We start from the raw sequence: 17,454 nt of genomic DNA, 5'->3' as shown, positions 1-17,454 counted from the left end.
TTGCCCGCTCCCGCGCGGGGACCGGTAAACTCCCGGTCCCCGCGCCGCCGTGTGGCGCGCCGAGTGAGAGATTGACGTTGTCAGACCCCATTCCCGCCCTGGAATTGATCGCCGAATCGAAGCTGCCGACGCCGTTCGCGGAGTTCGGCATCAGCGTCTATCGCGCGAGCGACGGCAAGGAGCATGTGGTGATCTCGCTCGGCGATCTGGTTTCCGAACCGCCGCTGGTGCGTGTGCATTCCGAATGCCTGACCGGCGACGCGCTGTTCTCGTTGCGCTGCGACTGCGGGGCGCAGCTGCAGGCGGCGCTGGAACGCATTGCCGAAGCGGGTCGAGGCGCCGTGCTGTATCTGCGCCAGGAAGGGCGGGGCATTGGCCTGGGCAACAAGATCCGCGCCTACGCATTGCAGGACAAGGGCGCCGATACGGTCGAAGCCAATCATCAGCTGGGCTTTCCGGCCGACGCGCGTGAATACGGTCTGGCGGTGACGCTGCTGCGTCAGCTGGGCCTGCAGCGCATCCGCCTGATGACGAACAATCCGCGCAAGCTCGACGCGCTGCGTGCCGACGGCATCGACATCGTCGAACGCGTCGCCCTCGAGGGCGGCCGCAATCCGCATAACGAAAAATATCTGGACGCCAAGGCGGCCAAGCTCGGGCATTGGCTGACGCTGCCCTGATGCGCGGCCGCCGCGCCGCCATGACCCTTCTTGATATCGGCTGAGGTCGACCATGTATTCCCTGGCGCGCAATCTGCTGTTCAAGCTCGATGCCGAACACGCGCACGAGCTGACCCTCGACGTCTTCCGGCGCATGCCGCTGCTGGCCACCGCGCCGTTTCGTTGCACCGAGGCCGGTACGCCGGTGCGCCTGCTGGGGCTGGAGTTCCGCAATCCGGTCGGTCTCGCGGCCGGGCTCGACAAGAACGGCGAGTGCCTGCGGGCCTGGGAGGCGCTCGGCTTCGGCTTCGTCGAAGTCGGCACCGTGACGCCGCGCCCGCAACCGGGCAACCCGCGACCGCGCATGTTCCGCCTGCCGGAACATCAGGCGCTGATCAATCGGCTCGGCTTCAACAACAAAGGAGTCGATCACTTGCTGCGGCAGGTTGCCGAGTCGGGATACCGCGGCGTGCTCGGCATCAACATCGGCAAGAATTTCGACACGCCGATCGAGCGCGCCGCTGACGACTACCTGGCTTGTCTGCGCAAGGTGTACGCCGCGGCTTCGTACATCACCGTGAATATCTCTTCGCCGAACACCAAGAACCTGCGCGATCTGCAGGACGAGTCGAACCTGCGCGCGCTGCTGGGTGCGATCGATGCCGAGCGCAAGATTCTTGCGGACCAGCAGGGCCGGCACCGGCCGATCCTCGTCAAGATCGCACCGGACGTCACCGACGAGCAGATCGACGTCATCGCGAGCGTCACCCGCGAGTGCGGCATGGACGGCTTGATCGCTACCAACACGACGATCAGCCGCCCTGGTGTCGAAGCCGATCCGCTCGCCGCCGAGGCTGGCGGCCTTTCAGGCCGGCCGCTGCGGCCGCTGGCCGAAGCCGTGATGCAACGTCTGCGTCATCGTGTGGGTGCAGACTTCCCGCTGATCGGGGTCGGCGGCATCGTCAGCGGTGCCGATGCGCTGGCGCGGCGACATGCCGGTGCGGATCTGTTGCAGATTTACAGCGGATTCATCTACCGCGGACCCAGCCTGATTCGCGAATGCGTCAGGGCCCTGTCGAGCTGACTTTCGGCCGGCGGACGGGTTCTTAGCTTAGGTCGATTTTGTCGTGAATTACGGTTGCCGCTGGGAGCCTGATTCAGTAGAGTCGGCCCCACTAGAATTTAAACGTAGGGTTATTGGGGGTTCAATATGCAAAAGAAGCTGATCTCCGCTGCGGCTGCCGCAGTGATCTGGGCGGGCTCCGCACATGCCGTTACGACTGAGGGCTATGACATCCCTTACGCCGGCGCCGCTTTCCTGTACGAATTTTCTGACCGCGCTCGCGATTCCGACGATGGCCAGGGTTTCAGCGCCAGCTTTGGCTGGCCGCTGACGTCCTACGGCTACGAGAAGTGGGCTGCGGAACTGACCTTCCACGCGATCGAGCGTGATCGCGAAATCGACGGCAACCCGGACTACCAGCGCGGTCTGATGCTGGACCTGGTGTATGACTTCGGCGGCAGCAGCATCAAGCCGTTTGCCCTGGCCGGTCTCGGCGCCGTGCAGAACGACGTGCGCGGCGACGAGCATGAGCACTTCGGTCTGAATGTCGGTGGCGGCGCGCTGTTCCCGCTGAACTGGCATGGCGTCGCGGTTCGCGCCGAAGGCCGCGTCCTCGGCCAGCTCGACGACAAGTCGGTGCCGGATGAAGATGTCCTCGTCGACTATCGCGTCAGCGTCGGTCTGCAGGTTCCGCTCACCGCGTTCTTCGATGTCGGCGATCACAGCGATGCCGGCGCTGCTCCGGCCTGCGGTCTGGCCGTGGTGGATCCGGTCACCGGTCGTGCCGATTGCGGCGCGGATCTCGATCGCGATGGCGTCCTCGACAGCCTCGACCAGTGCCCGGCCACGCCGGCTGGCACCGCCGTCGACTCCAAGGGCTGCACGCTGAACCTGACCGACGACAGCGACGGCGATGGCGTGGCGAACGGCCTCGACCTCTGCCCGGGCACGCCGTCCGGCGTCAAGGTCGACGAGAAGGGCTGCGTTGTCGGCCAGACGCTGGTGCTGCGTGGCGTCAACTTCGAGAACGACCAGGCCGTGCTCGATCTGGCGGCCCGCGCAATCCTCGACGACGTTTCGACGTCGATGAAGAACCAGGCCAACGTCAGCGTTGAAATCGGTGGTCACACCGACTCCAACGGCTCGGACACGTACAACCAGATGCTCTCGCAGGAGCGCGCCGAGTCGGTGCGTCAGTACCTGATCGCTCACGGTATCGAAGCCTCGCGCCTGACGGCGATGGGCTACGGCGAATCCAAGCCGGTCGCCTCGAACGACACGGCCGAAGGTCGCGCCGAGAACCGTCGCGTCGAGTTCAAGCTGCTGGTCGCCAACTAAGTCCAGCGAAGTGTTGACGAAACGCGGTCATCGCAAGATGGCCGCGTTTTTTTGTGGACGTTCCCAAATCATCAGCGGCAGCGAAACCGGCCCATGAAAGACACGCTCAAGCTTGAAGACTTTGCCCATACGATGAAGATCGAGACGCGCTGGTCGGATCTCGACGCGCTGGGTCATGTCAACAACACGCGTTTCTTCACCTTCGACGAAAGCGCACGGCTCGATTACTTCACCGAGCTGATGCGCGGCGACGAGCACTTCTGGAAGCGCGACGGCTTCATCCTCGCGAGCCTGGCCGGCGACTTCCTGGCGCAGGTTCACCATCCGGCCACGGTGACGATCGGCTTTCGCATCGTGCGGCTCGGACGCAGCTCCATGAACAGCCTCGCCGGCATGTTTGTCGACGGCAAGCCGGTGGCTGCGACGCGCGGTGTGATTGTCTGGTTCGACTACGAGAGCCAGCGCCCGAAGGCCATTCCGGATCACGCACGCGAGATGATCAGGACGCGGGAGCGCGTTGCTCCGGAAGAGGGCTAGTTTCCGATCGCCCGGCTCAGATGCCGAGCGTGTAGAACTCGCGCGCCGGTATCGAGCGATCCCACAGCGCGTTGTAACGGCGCAGTTGCAGACGCGCGTTCAACGAAGCCTGCAGATGCAGATTGCTGCGCAGGTTGAGGAGCGGCGTACGCTGCAGCCACGCCGCCTCGTCGGCAACCACCAGTTCCTCGTCGATGCCGCGTTGCTCTTCGGCGAGCTGGCGGAACTCGACGCGGCTGCTCAACTGACGCCCGAGTTCGATGAGCCGATGCGCCTGCTTCATCGTCTGCTCCGGCGTCGCGACCAGCACCCGCACCCGCGTATGTGTGTTGGCGAGCAGGAACTGCTTGATCAGCTCGACCACGGCGGCCTCTCCGTACGAGACGGCGGGCAGCGCCGGACTGAGGATCGCCAGACGCAGACGGGCGACCGGAATCAGCTGGCGCAGCGCCTCAGTGAAGCCGGCCTGACCTTCGTGTGATTCCGGTGTCGCGACGGATGGTGGGGGGCTTTCATCCATGATCGGTCCACAGCAGGGCGGCGATGTTTACCGGGCGGCTTTGGCCTGCTCGATGGCATTGCCGATGTAGCTGCCGGGGGTCATTGCCATCAGTCGCGCTTTCTCCGCTTCCGGCAGATCCAGCCCGGAGATGAAATCGCGGATCGCGTCGCGGCCAATCTTCTGACCTCGGGTCAATCGCTTGAGCTGCTCATACGGCTCGGGCAGGCCATAACGGCGCATCACCGTCTGGATTGCCTCGCCGAGCACCTCCCAGTTGTTATCAAGATCCGTGCCCATTTTCCATGCGTCGGCTTCGAGTTTGCCGATGCCCTTGCCGATGGCCTGGTAGGCGATCAGCGCATGGGCGGCGCCAACGCCGAGGTTGCGCAGTACGGTCGAGTCGGTGAGATCGCGCTGCCAGCGCGAGATCGGCAGTTTTTCCGACAGGTGCTGGAGGATCGCATTCGCCAGGCCCAGGTTGCCTTCGCCGTTCTCGAAGTCGATCGGATTGACCTTGTGCGGCATCGTCGAGCTGCCGACTTCGCCGGCCACCGTGCGCTGCTTGAAATAGCCGACCGAGATGTAGCTCCAGATGTCGCGGCAGAAGTCGATCAGGATCGTGTTGATACGGCTGAGCACATGGAAGTACTCGGCAATGTAGTCATGCGGCTCGATCTGCGTCGTCGCCGGCGACTCTTCGATCCCGAGCTCGGTCAGAAAGCCCCTGGCGACCTTCGGCCAGTCGACGTCCGGATAGGCGGCGTAGTGCGCGTTCCAGTTGCCGACCGCGCCGTTCATCTTGCCGAGAATCTGTACTTCGGCGAACTGCTTGCGCTGACGGCGCAGGCGCTGGACGAACACCGCCATTTCCTTGCCGAGCGTCGTCGGCGAAGCCGGCTGGCCATGCGTGCGCGCGAGCATCGGCTGCTCGGCATAGGCCACCGACAGCCCGGCAATCGCATTGATCAGCTTGTCGATCGCCGGCATCAGCACCTTCTCGCGCGCATCCTTGAGCATCAGCGCGTGGGCCAGGTTGTTGATGTCTTCCGAGGTGCAGGCGAAATGGATGAACTCCTTGATGCCGCTCAGCTCCGGATGCGAGCTGATGCGCTCCTTGAGGTAGTACTCGACGGCCTTGACGTCGTGGTTGGTCGTGTCCTCGATCGCCTTCACCCGCTGCGCTTCCTCGATGCTGAAGTTGTCGGCGAGGCGGTCGAGCTTCTCGCGCGCGGCGGGCGACAGCGCGGCGACTTCGCTGACACCCGGCTGGGCGGCGAGGGTGGCCAGCCAGCGGATTTCGGAGAGGACGCGGTAACGCATCAGACCGTACTCGCTGAAAATCCCGCGCAAGGGCACGGTCTTTTCGGCATAGCGGCCATCAACAGGGGAAATCGCGGTCAGGGAATTCAGGATCATGGAGTCAGCCTGGGCGGGCCAGCGCTGCCGGCCGCCTTGCAAAGGAGCGGAAAGGCGTATTTTATCCGAGCCCAGCCCCCAACGACTGCCAGAAACTCATGCGCCGCCCACAAAATCGCAAGAGAGACCCAGACCAAGCCGGCAGCGCGATGCGCATCGAGCACGACAGCCTCGGCGAACTGCAGGTTCCGGCCAGTGCGCTGTGGGGTGCGCAGACCCAGAGAGCGATCGAGAACTTCCCGGTGTCGGGCATTCGCCTGCCGCGCGCCTTCATCCGTGCGCTGGGGCTGGTCAAGGCCGCTGCGGCGCAGGCCAACGCCGATCTGAAGCTGCTGCCGCAGAGCAAGGCGCGCGCGATCATCGCGGCAGCGCGTGCGGTTGCCGCCGGCGACCATGACGAGCAGTTTCCGCTCGATGTGTTCCAGACCGGTTCCGGTACGTCGAGCAACATGAACGCCAACGAGGTGATCGCCCATCTCGCCAGCGTCCAGCTCGGGCGCCCGGTTCATCCCAACGACGACGTCAACTACGGCCAGTCGTCGAACGATGCGATTCCGACCGCGATCCACGTTGCCGCCGCGCTGGATCTGCAGGAGCAGCTGCTGCCGGCGCTGACTCACCTGCGTCGCACGCTGGCGCAGCGTTCGCGTTCGCTGCAGCGTGTCGTCAAGACCGGCCGCACGCACCTGATGGATGCCATGCCGCTGACGCTGGGGCAGGAGCTGTCGGGGTGGGAGGCCCAGATTGCGCAGTCGATTGCCCGGTTGAAAGCCGTGCAGCCGCGCCTGCAGAGACTGGCCCAGGGCGGCACCGCTGTCGGCACCGGGGTCAATGCCGATCCGCGTTTCGCATCGCGCTTCGCCCTGGTGCTGTCGCGACAGACGGGCGTGCGCTTCAAACCCGCGGAGAATTTCTTCGAGGCGCTGTCGAGCCAGGACACCGCCGCCGAACTGTCGGGCCAGCTCAAGGTGCTGGCCGTGTCGCTGATGAAGATCGCCAACGACCTGCGCTGGATGAACTCCGGGCCGCTCGCCGGCCTCGGCGAGATCGAATTGCCGGCGCTGCAGCCGGGCTCGAGCATCATGCCGGGCAAGGTCAATCCGGTGATTCCGGAATCGGTTGCGATGGTCGCCGCGCAGGTCATCGGCAACGATGCGGCGATCACCGTCGCCGCGCAGAGCGGCAATTTCCAGCTCAACGTCATGCTGCCGGTCATCGCGCACAACCTGCTGCAGAGCCTGCATCTGCTGAGTACCAGCAGCCGCCTGCTGGCGGACCGCGCGATTGCCGGCTTCACGGTGCGCCCGGCCAAGATCAAGGAAACGCTGGCGCGCAACCCGGTGCTGATCACCGCGGCCAATGCCGTCATCGGTTATGAAGCCGGTGCGGCGATTGCCAAGCGCGCGTACAAGGAAGGCCGGCCGGTGCTCGATGTTGCGGTCGAGGACACGGACCTGCCGCGCGCCGAGCTGGCGCGGCTGCTCGATCCGGCGGCCTTGACGAATCCGGCCAGAAAGCGCGGTCGGCGCGGGCGCTGAAACCTCAGGTTTAGTAGGATTCGCGCCACCGTTTTTTTGGAAGCTCTGAAAAACGTAGCGAGCGAAGGCTGGTTGGCTGACGCCGGAGCGGAGGAAGCGCAGTGTATGCCGCAATACATGAGCATTCCGAGCACCGCCGGCAGCCAAGCTGCCGAGCGCAGTAGTTTTGCAGAGCTTCCTTGCCCAGCCACTGCCAAGGCCAAATAAATGACCACGATCCGCCAGGAAGACCTGATTCAGAGCATCGCTGACGCGTATCAGTACATCAGCTATTACCACCCGCTGGACTACATCCAGGCGCTGGGCGATGCCTATGAGCGCGAAGAATCGCCGGCGGCGAAGGATGCGATTGCACAGATTCTGACCAACTCGCGGATGTGCGCCGAAGGCAAGCGGCCGATCTGCCAGGACACCGGCATCTGCGTCGTGTTCATGAAAGTCGGCATGAACGTGCGTTGGGACGCAACGCTGAGCGTGCAGGAGATGGTCAACGAAGGGGTGCGCCGCGCCTATCTGAATCCGGAAAACAAGCTGCGCGCCTCGGTGCTTGCCGATCCGGCCGGCAAGCGCACCAACACCAAGGACAACACGCCGGCGGTCATTCACTACGAAATCGTTCCCGGCGATCACGTCGAGATCACCTGCGCGGCCAAGGGCGGCGGTAGCGAGAACAAGTCGAAGATGGTGTGCCTGAATCCGTCCGATTCGATCGTCGATTGGGTGCTCAAGACGGTGCCGACGATGGGCGCCGGCTGGTGCCCGCCGGGCATCCTCGGCATCGGCATCGGCGGCACGCCGGAGAAGGCGACCGTGATGGCGAAGGAAGCGATCATGGCGCCGGTCGACATTCATCTCGTGCGCGAGAAGAAGGCGCGCGGCGAGACGCTGACCAAGACCGAGGAGCTGCGTCTGGAGCTGCTCGAGAAGGTCAATGCGCTGGGCATCGGCGCGCAGGGTCTCGGCGGGCTCACGACCGTGCTGGACGTCAAGATCATCGACTACCCGACGCATGCGGCATCGCTGCCGGTCGCGATGATTCCGAACTGCGCGGCGACACGCCATGTGCATTTCGAGCTCGACGGGTCCGGCCCGGCCAAGCTCGAAGCGCCGAAGCTCGAAGACTGGCCGCAGGTGACCTGGCAGGCCGATACGAAAAAGGCCAAGCGAGTGAATCTCGATGCGCTGACGCCGGAGGAAGTGCAGAGCTGGAAGCCGGGCGATACCTTGCTGCTGAACGGCAAGATGCTCACCGGACGCGACGCGGCCCACAAGCGCATCCAGGACATGCTCGCCAAGGGCGAGAAGCTGCCGGTCGATTTCAAGAACCGCGCGATCTACTACGTTGGCCCGGTGGATCCGGTGCGCGATGAGGCAGTGGGGCCGGCTGGCCCGACGACGGCGACGCGCATGGACAAGTTCACCGAGATGATGCTGGCGCAGACCGGCCTGATCGCGATGATCGGCAAGTCCGAGCGCGGCCCGGCTGGCATCGAGGCGATCAAGAAGCACAAGGCGGCCTACCTGATGGCGGTCGGCGGCGCGGCGTACCTGGTGTCGAAGGCGATCAAGACGGCCAAGGTGCTCGGCTTCGCCGATCTGGGCATGGAAGCGATCTACGAATTCGATGTCGTCGACATGCCGGTGACGGTCGCCGTCGATGCCAACGGCACTTCCGTGCACGACACCGGTCCGAAGGAATGGAAGGCGAAAATTGCCAGCAGCATCGGCAAGATTCCTGTCGTCGCCGCCTGACGCGGATCGCGCCAGCGCTTTGAGTGGGTCTAGGGTGGGGGATGATTGGGTGAGACGACATGGGGGTTTTCTTCGACTGGGCGCTGCGCTCGCGGGTATCGTCCTGCCGTTCTCAGTAGAGGCGGCTTCGCTCGACGGTCTGGCGGTGGAGATGGTCAACCAGAGCGAGCCGGTGCTGTGCGCAGAGAAGGACAATGTGGCGATCGCGTTTTCGAATCCGGACGTGCGCAGCTTTCGCATCGAAGCCGCGCACCCGGTCTACCTGACCGCTGCGCCGCGAGACAATCGTGAAGCGGACTGGACCGCGTGCGACATGTCGGCCGATCCGGCGCACGCCGTGTCGCAGCCACCGCGCAAGGTCACGATCTACGAAGAGCCGGATTTCTGGCTCATCGGCTACACCTTCCCGCATTTCTGGCGGCCGGCCACGGCGACGGTGAGGGTCGGCGACCGCGTCGAGAAGAACCTGCACATGCTGCAGCTCTGGCAGTTGCGCAACGACGGCGCCGAGGAAGTGCTGGTGCTGTATCCGCAGGATGGCTACTGGCGCGCCCGCCCGCTGGCGCCCCGGCCGCTGCGCGTCACCGGTTACGGCAGTTCGTTTCTGGTCGGACCGGTCGAAGTGGAGGGCCGCCCGATCGTGAAATTCCGCGAGGTCAGCTTCGATCCGAAAACTCGCAGTTTCACGATGGATTTCGAGCGTGGCGGCAAGGGTCAGCTCAAGCTGGTGACGCTGGACGAGAACCTTATCGCGCTCGACGTGGTCTTTGATCGCGCGATCAAGAACGGACCGTTCGGCATGCTGCGTTCGATGTACATCACCGAGTTCAACAACGATGCCGCGCGTGTCGCGGTTCGCGAGAAGGATGCACGCGGCTGGCGCGAGCAGAACGTGATGAATTTCGATCGGGCGACCGCTACCGATATCTGGGTCGGGCGGCTGACCCCATCGCAGCACAACACCTCTTCACCCGATTTCGTGTTCAACAGTTTTTCCGACGGCCCGCTGCCCAAGCGCCCGAAACGCGAGCCGCCGCCGCCGGTGCAATAGCGTTGTACCGGCCGATGCCCGAAACTTCGACTTTAGCGGCTTGAGGATCCCGAGGGACTTATGAATTTCCGTTTGCTGAGCATTGGTGGTGCGCTGGCCTGCATAGGCGGCCTGGCGTTTGCACTGTTTACCCAGTACGTGCTCGGTTTCGAGCCCTGCCCGATGTGCATCTTCCAGCGCATCGCGATGGCGGCGACCGGTGTCGTCTTCATTCTCGGCGCCTTGCATGGCCCGCGCGGCTGGGGCCGCTGGGTCTACGCCGTGCTCGCCATCCTGACCGCCGCGATTGGCGCCGGCATCGCCGGTCGGCATGTCTGGCTGCAGTCGCTGCCGCCGGATCAGGTTCCGGCCTGCGGCCCGACGCTCGACTACCTGCTCGAGTTCCTGCCGGTGTCGGAAGTGGTTTCGATGGTGCTCTACGGCGACGGTAACTGCGCGAAGATCGATGCGGCCTGGCTCGGCATCTCGCTGCCGGGCTGGACCTTCATGGGCTTCGTCGCGCTGGGCATCTATGCACTGCTGACGCCGATCGTCGCGCGCCGCGAGCCAAAATTCTGAGAATCAAAATTCTGATTCCCACTCACGAGTAAACCGCAATGAACTACGCGACGACCGACCTTTCCGACGCCCATCCAGAAGCACAGGTGGCCGAACCGATGTTCGCCGACTTCGGCGGGTTCATCGCGTTCCACGGTCCGGTGCGTACACTCAAGGTCTTCGAGGACAACGCGATGGTGCGCGCGGCACTCGAGACGCCGGGCGACGGCCATGTGCTGGTCGTCGACGGCGGTGGTTCGACGCGCTGTGCGCTGGTCGGCGGCAACCTCGGCCAGCTCGGCGTCGACAACGGCTGGGCGGGTATTGTCGTCTACGGCTATATCCGCGACTGCGAGGAAATCGCCGAGCAGGACATCGGCGTCAAGGCACTGGGTACGCATCCGCGCAAGTCGGAAAAAGGCCTGCATTCCGGTCACGCCGATCGTACGGTCAGCTTCGCCGGCCTGACGATCAAGCCGGGCTACTGGCTCTACGCCGATGCCGACGGCATCGTCGTTGCAGAGAAGCCCATTCACGATTGATCCATCGTTGCCGCCGGATAAGCCGCCGGCGGGAAGTTTTCGATGCATGACATGACGACTGGCCCGATCCGCGGCCATGTGCTGCGGATGATGAGCTTCATGCTCGTCGGCATGATGGTGCAGACCGCATACAGCCTGGTCGACATCTACTGGGTCAGCCATCTCGGCAAGCAGGCGATTGCCGCAGTGGCTGTCGCCAGCAACCTGATGTTCGTCGTCATCGCGATCTCGCAGATCCTCGGTGTCGGCACGGTGGCCCTGGTCTCGCAGGCCGCGGGTCGCAAGGACCACGCCGACATCCAGCGCCTGTTCACTCAGTCCAACGGACTTTCGATTGCGGCGGGCCTGCTGTTTCTGCTGCTCGCGCTGGCACTGCAGGGCCCCTACGCGCGGGCGCTGGGCAGCGATGCGGAAACAACGGCGCTGATCGAACAGTTCCTGGCCTGGTTCATTCCGGCCATGGCGCTGCAGTTCACGATGGTCGGCCTGGCGTCTTCGCTGCGCGGGGTCGGCCACATGCGACCGGGCATGATCGCGCAGGTCGGATCGGTGTTGCTGAACATGCTGCTGGCGCCGGTATTCATCTTCGGCTGGCTTGGCATGCCGGCTATGGGTGTCGCTGGCGCGAGCGCCGCGACCTTCATCGCGACCGCAGCCGCGGTCATCGGCCTGCTGCTGTATCTGCGTCGCGGCGACACCTATCTGCGCGTGCAGAAATCGCAGCTCGCACCGGATTTCGCGCTGTGGCGGCGATTGCTAGCGATCGGGCTGCCCGCCGGCGGCGAGTTCTTTCTGATGGCGCTGATCCTGGGCGTCATCTATGCCTTGCTGCGCCCGTTCGGTCCCGAAGCCCAGGCCGGTTTCGGCATCGGCATGCGCATCATGCAGGCCGGTTTCATGCCGGCGGTCGCGCTGAGTTTCGGTGCCGCGGCAGTGGCCGGACAGAATTTCGGAGCGCGGCAGATCGATCGCGTGCGGCGCACGTTTGCCGAGAGTGCGAAGATCGCAATCGCTTTCATGCTGGCCTTCACGCTGATCTGCCATCTCTTGCCGGAGACGCTGATGCGGATGTTCTCGAGTGACCCGACGGTCATTTCAATCGGCGCCGATTATCTGCAGATCGTGTCGTACAGCTACATCGGCTCGGCATTGGTCATCGTCAGCGGCGGCATGTTCCAGGGTCTGGGTAACGCCTGGCCGTCGCTGCTCGCGTCGGGTTCGCGCCTGCTGACCTACATCCTGCCGGCGATCTGGCTGTCGCGGCAGAGCGGTTTCCACCTGACCCAGATCTGGGCTGCGTCGGTGATCTCGATCGTGTTGCAGACGCTGCTGTCGCTGAGCCTGCTGCGTCGCGAATTCAACAGGAAACTCGGGCCGCGCGGCGGTGCTGTGCAGCCCACGCAGGCGGCAGTCTGAACCGGCCAGTTTCGTTGCGGGATCGGGGTGCCTTGGCTATAGTCCGCGCCTGATTTTTGGGCGGTAGCGCCCACATCTATCTGGTTTTCAAAGAGGGTTGAACGATGAGCGCAGTGAAAGGTGTCGAGATCACCGGCGAGATGACGCCGGCCATCAAGAAGATTCTGACTCCGGAGGCGCTCAAGTTCGTCGCCAAGCTGGTCCGCAAGCACGCGCCGGTTCGCGAGAAGCTGCTCGCGCTGCGCGAAGAGCGTCAGAAGACCATCGACGCCGGCAAGAAGCCGGGCTTCCTCAAGGAAACGAAGAAGATCCGCGACGGCAAGTGGAAGATCGCCGGCGTGCCGGCGGACCTGCAGGACCGCCGCGTCGAGATCACCGGTCCGGTCGACCGCAAGATGGTCATCAACGCGCTGAACTCCGGCGCGAAGTGCTTCATGGCCGACTTCGAAGATTCCGCGTCGCCGACCTGGGATCTGATGATGACCGGTCAGATCAATCTGGCCGACGCGGTGCGCCGCAAGATCAGCTACACCAACGAAGCCGGCAAGGAATACAAGCTCAACAAGGACATCGCGACGCTGATCGTGCGTCCGCGCGGCTGGCACCTCGAAGAGAAGCACATCCTCGTCGACGGCAAGCCGGCGCCGGGCGGCATCGTTGACTTCGCGCTGTACTTCTTCCACAACGCGAAAGAGCTGCTCAAGCGCGGCACGGGTCCGTACTTCTACCTGCCGAAGATGCAGTCGCACCTCGAAGCGCGCCTGTGGAACAGCATCTTCGTCGACGCCCAGAATGAGCTGAAGATTCCGCAGAAGACGATCAAGGTCACCGTCCTGATCGAGACGCTGTGGGCCGCGTTCGAGATGGACGAAATCCTCTATGAACTGCGCAACCACATCGTCGCGCTGAACTGCGGCCGTTGGGACTACATCTTCTCCTGCATCAAGACGCTCAACGCGCATGGCGACTGGGTCGTGCCGGATCGTCAGCAGGTTGGCATGGACAAGCACTTCCTCGACAGCTACTCCAAGCTGCTGTGCGAGACCACGCACAAGCGCGGTGCCTTCGCGATGGGCGGCATGGCCGCGTTCATCCCGACCAAGGATGCGGCGAAGAACGAAGAAATCTTCGCCAAGGTGCGCGCCGACAAGCTGCGCGAAGTGCGCAACGGCCACGATGGCACCTGGGTCGCGCATCCGGGCCTCGTGCCGGTCGCGATGGAAGTGTTCAACGAACACATGCCGACGCCGAACCAGACGGCCAAGCAGTTCAACTACAAGATCAAGGCGGCTGACCTGCTCGCCAAGCCGGAAGGCCAGATCACCGAAGGCGGTCTGCGCAACAACATCAATGTCGGCATCGGCTATGTCGAAGCCTGGATTCGCGGCGTCGGCTGCGTGCCGCTGCACAATCTGATGGAAGACGCCGCAACGGCCGAGATCAGCCGCACGCAGGTCTGGCAGTGGCTGAAGTACGGCGCGCAGCTGTCCGACGGTCGCAAGGTCACGCGCGAGCTGACGCTGAAGATCGTCGACGAGGAGCTCGAGGCCTACAAGAAGCAGCTCGGCGCCGAGAAGTTCTACGCCGGCCGTTTCGTCGAGGCTGCCGGCATCATGGCGCGCATGTCGACGGCGCCGAAGTGCGAAGCGTTCCTGACGCTGCCGGGCTATCGCTACCTCGATTGAGATTCCGCGGTTGTTGACGTCGAGAAGGGCGCGTTGCTACGCGCCCTTTTTCGTTGCCGCAGGCACTGCGTCGCCAGTCAAGAAATGCCGCCGAATTTTTGCCTTGGCCACAGCGCCGGGTAGGCTGGCGGGTAGGTTGTGCACTGCAATAATTTTGCCGGTATAATCGCGCCCCCAACGCGGCACCCTTCTTTCGAACGGGTTTTTTGTGCGCTCGGAAGGTGCTGCAAAGCCTTGATAGTTAAGGCTTTCGAAGATTTTCTTTCACCCCGAGAGGACTGCTGCACATGACCCGCGACGAACAAATCAAGGCCCTGGAAAAAGACTGGGCAACCAATCCCCGCTGGAAGCTCGTGAAGCGTGGTTACTCCGCGGCCGACGTTGTGCGTCTGCGTGGCAGTGTTGCGATTGATCACACGCTGGCCAAGCGTGGCGCCGAGAAGCTCTGGAAGCTGGTCAACGGCGAAGCCAAGAAGGGCTACGTCAACGCCTTCGGCGCGATCACGGCCGGTCAGGCGATGCAGCAGGCCAAGGCCGGCCTCGAAGCCGTCTACCTCTCGGGCTGGCAGGTTGCCGCCGACGGCAACACCAGCGAAACCATGTACCCGGACCAGTCGCTGTACGCCTACGACTCGGTGCCGACGATGGTTCGCCGCATCAACAACACCTTCACCCGCGCCGACGAAATCCAGTGGAGCCGTGGCATCGGCCCCGGCGACAAGGGCTTCATCGACTACTTCCTGCCGATCGTTGCTGACGCGGAAGCCGGTTTCGGCGGCGTGCTGAACGCCTTCGAGCTGATGAAGAACATGATCGTCTCCGGCGCCGCCGGCGTGCACTTCGAAGACCAGCTCGCTGCGGCCAAGAAGTGCGGCCACATGGGTGGCAAGGTGCTCGTGCCGACGCAGGAAGCCGTCGAGAAGCTGATCGCCGCGCGCTTCGCTGCCGACGTGCTGGGCGTGCCGACGATCGTCCTGGCCCGCACCGACGCTGAAGCGGCCAACCTGATCACCTCGGACTACCACCCGAACGACAAGCCGTTCCTCACCGGCGAGCGCACTCAGGAAGGCTTCTTCCGCGTCAAGAACGGTCTGGAGCAGGCGATCAGCCGTGGCGTTGCCTACGCGCCGTACGCGGATCTGGTCTGGTGCGAAACCGGCGTGCCGGATATCGGCTTCGCCCGCGAGTTCGCGCAGGCCGTGCACAAGGAGTGCCCGGGCAAGCTGCTGAGCTACAACTGCTCGCCGTCGTTCAACTGGAAGAAGAATCTGAACGACACGCAGATCGCCAAGTTCCAGCAGGATCTGTCGGACCTGGGCTACAAGTACCAGTTCATCACGCTGGCCGGTATCCACATCAACTGGTACAACACGTTCCAGTTCGCCCAGGCTTACGCCAAGGGCGAGGGCATGAAGCACTACGTCAACATGGTGCAGGAGCCGGAATTCGCTGCGCGCGAACAGGGCTACACCTTCGTCTCGCACCAGCAGGAAGTCGGCACCGGTTACTTCGACGACGTCACCACCGTGATCCAGGGCGGCAGCTCCTCGGTCAAGGCGCTGACCGGTTCGACCGAAGAAGAACAGTTCCACTAAGCGGCAACGGAGCTGGAAGAATCGGGCCGCCTAGTGCGGCCCGATTCATTTGTGCCGCCGCTGAGGTTTATGGCTGCGATTCGGGCTTGATGCCCAGGGCGCTCTCGACGCGGCGGCCTTTCCACACGCCGACCAGCGCGCCGAGCTTGGCGCGCGACGACAGGCGCTCGTCGGACAGTGCGTCGAGAAAGTCGGCGAGCCGCTTGGACTTCATGATCGTGTAGCTGGTCAGGCCGATCGTCGGCAGCAGCGCGGCAAAGAACATCAGCACCCGCGCCCAGACCGGCTGGTCCGATTCGGCCAGCAGGTTCATGCCGAGCAAGCCGGTCGCGACGGTGCCGATCAGGCCGAAGATCGTGACGACGGTGAGGCGGATCACCATGTTGGCCTGGCGCCGCACCGAGTCGCTGTCGAGGTAGGCGTTCATCTCCTCGATTTCGTCGCGCACTTCGCAGTAGAGGCGCGCGGTGCCCAGATGCTCGTTGCACATCCGGTACAGCGCCTTGGCCATCAGTTGATCCGACAGCTCGTGGTGCCAATAGCGGTGCGTGTAGCGCAGGAAGATTTCCTTCATCTGGCGGATGTCGCGCTTGAACACGCGCACCGAGTCGGCGTCGCCGACCGCCAGGCGGTTCAACGCCTGCAGCAGGCGGTCCGCCATCATGAACAGCGAAGCCTTGTGCAGATGAGACAGCAAGAAAACGAGGAAATACTGGTGGCGGAACAGTTCCTTCAGGTCCGGGCCGCCGTTGGAATACAAGGCTTCCGTCGCCGACGCCACCATGATGAAAGTCTCTCCGTTGCACAGCGCGCGTGTCGGCGCGCCGGTGCTGGTTCCCCAGAAGCGGTCGTAGCAGTACTGGTGTTCGAAGTCCCAGCCCAGGCGATCCGGCAGCGGTTCGACATGGGCCGGGCCGGGCGGTGACAGCAGGGCGAGGCGCATGAAGTCGCCGCGCGTCAGCAGCGGCGGATCGTCGAGCGTCAGGAACGCACAGACCGGCATCCGGTGATACTCGACGAGCCGGTAGCGGATCGGGCCGCTGCGATCCGAGTGATGCAGCACCAGGGGCTGCAGCAGGTACTCCCAGTGCGAGGAGACGCACGGCGCGCGATGGCGGCAGACATAAGCGAGGTACTTGTCCTTGCGCTCGTAGTCGGAGGTGGCGAGCACCTTGCCTTGGCCATCGAGCCACTCGACCCGGCTGAAACAGTTGCCGCCACGTCCGCTGTTGTCCCAGTGCGTCGGATAGGAGCGGCCGAGGCGGAACAGGATTTCGTGCGCGCGCTCCAGCGGTAGTTCGTTGGCGCTGACTTCGACGACCAGGATCGCAACGTCGAGGTCATGGAAGAAGTACAGGTCGACATGGGCGACGGACAGCTCGTAGCGGCTTTCCTCGGCATCCGGGAAGGTCACTCGCAGCTTGTCGACGTCGCTGCGTCGGAACACGCGGATCGGCGATTCGCCGCCGGGCAATCCACAGCCCTTGCCCTCGCCGTAGAGCATCCGTTGCGCGAACGGCAGGAAGGCGACGAACTCGTTGTAGTGGCGCTCCTGGAAATCGGCGGGATTGCCGAACTCATCCTGGACTTCCTGCCAGGGGTTGTCGTCGCCCGGGCGCTGCAGGATTTCCCAGTGGTCCTGGATCTGCGCGCCCTCCTTCAGCGGCATCAGCTGCAAGGGCCAGACCAGGATCTGGCGGAAATGGCGGATCCAGCGGTCAGGCCCGGCCGCGGGACTCATCGACGACTTCCGGTAGACATGAGAAACCCCTTGCTTCATGTGGCTGACGGTCGTGCTGCCAGAATGCGCGTTCGCCGGGCTG

Annotated in this window: 15 protein-coding genes; 12 read left to right on the top strand and 3 right to left on the bottom strand. The window is 63.9% G+C overall.

Going from position 1 to position 17,454, the window contains the following annotated elements:
- Positions 1 to 71 precede the first annotated feature (71 nt).
- From ribA to AC3WUF_RS07095, 4 genes are all read left to right on the top strand, one after another.
- Positions 72 to 680, top strand: coding sequence for a GTP cyclohydrolase II (ribA, locus tag AC3WUF_RS07110; protein WP_492423920.1), 609 nt, complete (start codon positions 72 to 74; stop codon positions 678 to 680).
- A 52-nt stretch (positions 681 to 732) separates the two neighbouring features.
- Positions 733 to 1,743, top strand: coding sequence for a quinone-dependent dihydroorotate dehydrogenase (locus AC3WUF_RS07105; RefSeq protein WP_492423918.1), 1,011 nt, complete (start codon positions 733 to 735; stop codon positions 1,741 to 1,743).
- Positions 1,744 to 1,869: 126 nt separating this feature from the next.
- Positions 1,870 to 3,060: an OmpA family protein gene (locus AC3WUF_RS07100; protein WP_492423916.1), complete on the top strand. Its 1,191-nt coding sequence runs from the start codon at positions 1,870 to 1,872 to the stop codon at positions 3,058 to 3,060.
- Between the two features lie 93 nt (positions 3,061 to 3,153).
- On the top strand, positions 3,154 to 3,597 hold the full coding sequence (locus tag AC3WUF_RS07095; RefSeq protein WP_492423914.1) for an acyl-CoA thioesterase: 444 nt from the start codon (positions 3,154 to 3,156) through the stop codon (positions 3,595 to 3,597).
- A 16-nt stretch (positions 3,598 to 3,613) separates the two neighbouring features.
- On the opposite strand, the gene AC3WUF_RS07090 is transcribed toward AC3WUF_RS07095, so the two are convergent.
- Both AC3WUF_RS07090 and purB read right to left on the bottom strand, forming a co-directional pair.
- The gene (locus AC3WUF_RS07090; protein WP_492423912.1) at positions 3,614 to 4,117 is read right to left on the bottom strand and encodes a DUF7931 domain-containing protein; all 504 of its coding nucleotides are present in this window, start codon (positions 4,115 to 4,117) and stop codon (positions 3,614 to 3,616) included.
- A gap of 27 nt (positions 4,118 to 4,144) precedes the next feature.
- Positions 4,145 to 5,515, bottom strand: coding sequence for an adenylosuccinate lyase (purB, locus tag AC3WUF_RS07085; protein ID WP_492423910.1), 1,371 nt, complete (start codon positions 5,513 to 5,515; stop codon positions 4,145 to 4,147).
- Positions 5,516 to 5,613: 98 nt separating this feature from the next.
- Here purB and AC3WUF_RS07080 point away from each other — a divergent pair, with 98 nt between their 5' ends.
- From AC3WUF_RS07080 to aceA, 8 genes are all read left to right on the top strand, one after another.
- Positions 5,614 to 7,053 (top strand): class II fumarate hydratase, encoded by a 1,440-nt coding sequence (locus AC3WUF_RS07080; RefSeq protein WP_492423908.1) that lies wholly within the window; start codon positions 5,614 to 5,616, stop codon positions 7,051 to 7,053.
- 207 nt (positions 7,054 to 7,260) lie between these two features.
- Entirely contained in the window at positions 7,261 to 8,805 is a 1,545-nt protein-coding gene (locus tag AC3WUF_RS07075) for a fumarate hydratase (protein ID WP_492423906.1), read from the top strand.
- Between the two features lie 49 nt (positions 8,806 to 8,854).
- Positions 8,855 to 9,856, top strand: a complete 1,002-nt coding sequence (locus tag AC3WUF_RS07070) for a hypothetical protein (protein ID WP_492423904.1) — start codon at positions 8,855 to 8,857, stop codon at positions 9,854 to 9,856.
- 60 nt (positions 9,857 to 9,916) lie between these two features.
- Entirely contained in the window at positions 9,917 to 10,414 is a 498-nt protein-coding gene (locus AC3WUF_RS07065) for a disulfide bond formation protein B (RefSeq protein ID WP_492423902.1), read from the top strand.
- Between the two features lie 38 nt (positions 10,415 to 10,452).
- Positions 10,453 to 10,935, top strand: a complete 483-nt coding sequence (gene rraA / locus AC3WUF_RS07060) for a ribonuclease E activity regulator RraA (RefSeq protein ID WP_492423900.1) — start codon at positions 10,453 to 10,455, stop codon at positions 10,933 to 10,935.
- Between the two features lie 51 nt (positions 10,936 to 10,986).
- Positions 10,987 to 12,351, top strand: a complete 1,365-nt coding sequence (locus AC3WUF_RS07055; RefSeq protein ID WP_492423898.1) for an MATE family efflux transporter — start codon at positions 10,987 to 10,989, stop codon at positions 12,349 to 12,351.
- 104 nt (positions 12,352 to 12,455) lie between these two features.
- Positions 12,456 to 14,036: a malate synthase A gene (aceB, locus tag AC3WUF_RS07050; protein ID WP_492423896.1), complete on the top strand. Its 1,581-nt coding sequence runs from the start codon at positions 12,456 to 12,458 to the stop codon at positions 14,034 to 14,036.
- Between the two features lie 287 nt (positions 14,037 to 14,323).
- Positions 14,324 to 15,631, top strand: a complete 1,308-nt coding sequence (aceA, locus tag AC3WUF_RS07045) for an isocitrate lyase (protein WP_492423894.1) — start codon at positions 14,324 to 14,326, stop codon at positions 15,629 to 15,631.
- A gap of 67 nt (positions 15,632 to 15,698) precedes the next feature.
- Here the strand turns inward: aceA and AC3WUF_RS07040 are convergent, their stop codons facing one another.
- Positions 15,699 to 17,372 (bottom strand): hypothetical protein, encoded by a 1,674-nt coding sequence (locus AC3WUF_RS07040; RefSeq protein ID WP_492423892.1) that lies wholly within the window; start codon positions 17,370 to 17,372, stop codon positions 15,699 to 15,701.
- Positions 17,373 to 17,454: the final 82 nt, after the last annotated feature.

The organism is Fontimonas sp. FW305-C-3 (assembly GCF_058783185.1).
Note: the sequence above shows the minus strand (reverse complement) of the source record. Positions and strands in the feature narration are given on the sequence as shown.